The following is a 3,307-nucleotide window of genomic DNA, read 5'->3' as shown; positions in this document are numbered from 1 at the left end:
CTCGCGTTCCAGCCGTTCCTGAATGATCTCCATGTGCAGCAGGCCGAGGAAGCCGCAGCGGAAACCAAAGCCCAGCGCCGTGGAGCTTTCTGGCTCATAGAACAATGAGGCATCGTTCAGGCTAAGTTTGCCCAGCGCATCGCGGAAGGCTTCATAGTCGTCAGAACTTACCGGGAACAAACCGGCGTAAACCTGCGGTTTGACTTTTTTAAATCCTGGCAGCGCCTTTTCTGCCGGATTACGTGCCAGCGTTAAGGTGTCACCGACTGGTGCGCCGTGGATATCTTTAATAGCACATACCAACCAGCCTACTTCGCCACATTTCAGTTCTGTACGGTCAACTTGCTTCGGCGTGAAAATACCCAGACGGTCGGCGTTATAAGTCTGCCCGGTACTCATGACTTTCACTTTGTCGCCCTTACGCAGGGTGCCGTTTTTAATACGGATAAGTGAGACAACGCCCAGGTAGTTGTCGAACCAGGAGTCGATAATCAGAGCCTGCAACGGGCCTTCCGGATCGCCTTCCGGCGGTGGGATGTCGCGCACCAGACGTTCAAGAACGTCCTGCACACCAACGCCGGTTTTCGCCGAGCAACGCACTGCGTCGGTGGCGTCGATACCAACGATATCTTCAATTTCTTCCGCCACGCGTTCCGGATCGGCTGCCGGTAAGTCAATCTTATTCAGTACCGGCACCACTTCAAGATCCATTTCCATTGCGGTGTAGCAGTTTGCCAGGGTTTGCGCTTCTACGCCCTGCCCGGCGTCAACCACCAGCAATGCACCTTCACAAGCGGCCAGCGAACGCGATACTTCATAAGAGAAGTCCACATGACCCGGGGTGTCGATAAAGTTAAGTTGATAGGTTTCGCCATCGGACGCTTTATAGTCCAGCGTCACGCTCTGCGCTTTGATAGTTATGCCACGCTCACGCTCAAGATCCATGGAATCGAGAACCTGTGCCTCCATTTCACGGTCAGACAGGCCACCGCAGATCTGGATAATACGGTCAGACAGCGTCGATTTACCGTGGTCAATGTGAGCTATGATCGAAAAGTTACGTATATTCTTCATAAAGTATGATTATTGTGCCTTAATGCCCGGTTAACCAGGCTTTTAGAAGTCGCTGTTCTGAGCTTAACGTCTGTATTAATAGAAACGCCGCATTCTACACTACAACATTGAGGCGAGGAAATGTTCATACCGTATGGATTGTGGTATCTGGAAACGTCCTCGCATTTGTTATGCAAAATACAACAAAGCCAGTGAAATCACTGGCTCGCGTCTTCCGAAGATGTTTCAAATCGCACAAGGCCAGGCGGCAATGCCACACTTAAAATGACAGGTTGCCACTCTGCCCGGGCAGCAAACTTACGTGAGAATCCACGCGCAATGAGGAATCCGCCAACGCCGCCGAGAATCGCACCACATAATGCTGCAATATCTGAAGCAAAGAGTAGCTGAAATAACGAAGCGATGAAGAATAATCCCACCAACGGCGACATATAAACCAGTAATGCGGAGCTGAGCAGGCTGCCTTCGGCGATTCCTAATTCCACTTTTTGCCCCGGCACTAACGGTTCATCACAGGGTACGACGATGGTATGCGTGGTTTGCGGGCCAAGTTTATTTAACACGCGGCTACCGCAACCAGCACGGGAAGCACAGCTGCTACATGAGGCTTTGACATCACAACTGACCAGCGCCTGCCCGTTTTTCCAGGAGACAACAGTGGCCCACTCTTTAATCATTGCCCTGCCCCAAACTTAATATTCTCGGCAATGCGCTTCGCCGTTTGCGGTGGCAGTTCACCAACAATGGTGATTTCGGCGTTATCACGTACGCTGGTACTGACGGTTCTGCGTCCGGTGCGCAACATTTGGTCGGTGCTCGATGGCGTAGCACGGTTTACGTTTACCGAGAAGCTGAATAATCCGTCGGAATAGAGACGTGATTCGATAGGCATGTTGTCCATCGTCGGTAACGGACGCCGACTGCTGGAGACTTCACTAAAGCCCTGCGGCAACCAGGTTGGAGTCCAGTTAAATTTGGCTTTTTCACCCACAGGTACAGAAAGCAGCGGTGGCAAGTTCGCTTTCGCCAGCGTCTGCATACTGCTGCTGATATCCTGATTGACGTTGAAAGCAATCACACGGAATTGTTCCAGCGTTTCACCATCACGATCAAGGAGATCTACCCGCATCGGTAATTTCGATTCGGTATCCATCCATACGATGTAGCTGTAGCGTGTGCCATCACGAGCTACTACGCGGATTACCTCACATAAGCGGTCGGCAATACGCGTACGCCCCACGGAGATAAAGTCGTAGTAAGGAGAAAGACGCTTGAAATCGGTATAGATGAGCGATGGCAGAGAATCAACAATGTAATCGCCATTAAGTGTGAACGGTTCAAGACCCGGTTCAAAATAGCTGATTTCATTGCCGCGCTGTACCACTTCCCGGCGCGGGCCATCCATTTGCAACAACTGTGCAAGAGGACGGTTATCGAGGCGTGCATGTCGATAACGCAGAGACTCAACACCTTGTTTATTGATGCTGATGAATGACAGCTCGTAATTCAGTGACTGGCTAGCCAGGTTCATCTGCTGTAATAACGCCCCGGACGCAGGGGTGGCCGAGGCGTTAGCAGAGAATAACAGGCTACCTGTCACTAATGACATGGCAAACCAAAGTTGCTTCATTACTGCGATTGCGTTCCTAAAGTTTGAATTCCTGGCACCTGTACAGCGGCTTGCTGTGTCTGGGCCTGCTCAAACTGAAGCTGTTCGGAGTGGAGTCGACGTTGCAGTTCGTAATCCTGCAACATGGCATTAATGCGACGACGCTGCTCCTGTACCTGCTGCTGTTGACCATTGTTCGTGGTCGCTTCAGAAGGCACTCCCAGACTTACCGGACTGGCTTTACCCATCATCGGCAGAGTATTAAATACCGGAGTTTCGGGCTGCTGGGACGTTTCAGATTGTCCATTATAGTGCTGGACGCCAACGATAACTGCAAGCGATACACACGCCGCTACGCCCATTTGGGTAAGCTGTGCCGCCCACGGACGGACTTTCTGCCAGAATGGCATTTTCTGCCATTGATGCGGTGCAGGCTGAGCCTCTGGGATCAATGTCGTCGGTTGACGTACTGGCTCTTCTTCAATGGCAGCCATCACGCGGGAAGAGATATCGAAATGAAGTACCTCGGGAGTATCACCCCGCATAGAGTCACGGATTAAGTGATAGTTTTCCCAGGTTTTCTGCATTTCCGGGTTATGAGCCAGTTCGTTAAGCAGCTCACTA

The 3,307-nt window shown here is 51.4% G+C and carries 4 protein-coding genes; all 4 read right to left on the bottom strand.

Annotated elements, in window-relative coordinates:
• Positions 1-1,074: translation elongation factor 4 (gene lepA, locus EQY_RS0121265; RefSeq protein ID WP_000790172.1), on the bottom strand; the 1,074-nt coding region annotated here is incomplete at its 3' end.
• A 197-nt stretch (positions 1,075-1,271) separates the two neighbouring features.
• Positions 1,272-1,751 carry a SoxR-reducing system protein RseC gene (gene rseC / locus EQY_RS0121260; RefSeq protein ID WP_000589060.1) on the bottom strand — a complete coding sequence of 160 codons (480 nt, stop codon included), beginning with the start codon at positions 1,749-1,751 and terminating at the stop codon, positions 1,272-1,274.
• Positions 1,748-2,704, bottom strand: a complete 957-nt coding sequence (gene rseB, locus EQY_RS0121255) for a sigma-E factor regulatory protein RseB (RefSeq protein ID WP_000812045.1) — start codon at positions 2,702-2,704, stop codon at positions 1,748-1,750. Before rseB ends, rseC begins: the two co-directional genes overlap by 4 nt.
• On the bottom strand, positions 2,704-3,307 hold a 604-nt coding region (gene rseA / locus EQY_RS0121250; RefSeq protein ID WP_000310043.1), incomplete at its 5' end, for an anti-sigma-E factor RseA. The genes rseA and rseB, both read right to left, overlap by 1 nt.

The sequence above is a fragment of the Escherichia sp. TW14182 genome, from assembly GCF_000208525.1.
Taxonomy (GTDB): domain Bacteria; phylum Pseudomonadota; class Gammaproteobacteria; order Enterobacterales; family Enterobacteriaceae; genus Escherichia; species Escherichia ruysiae.
Note: the sequence above shows the minus strand (reverse complement) of the source record. Positions and strands in the feature narration are given on the sequence as shown.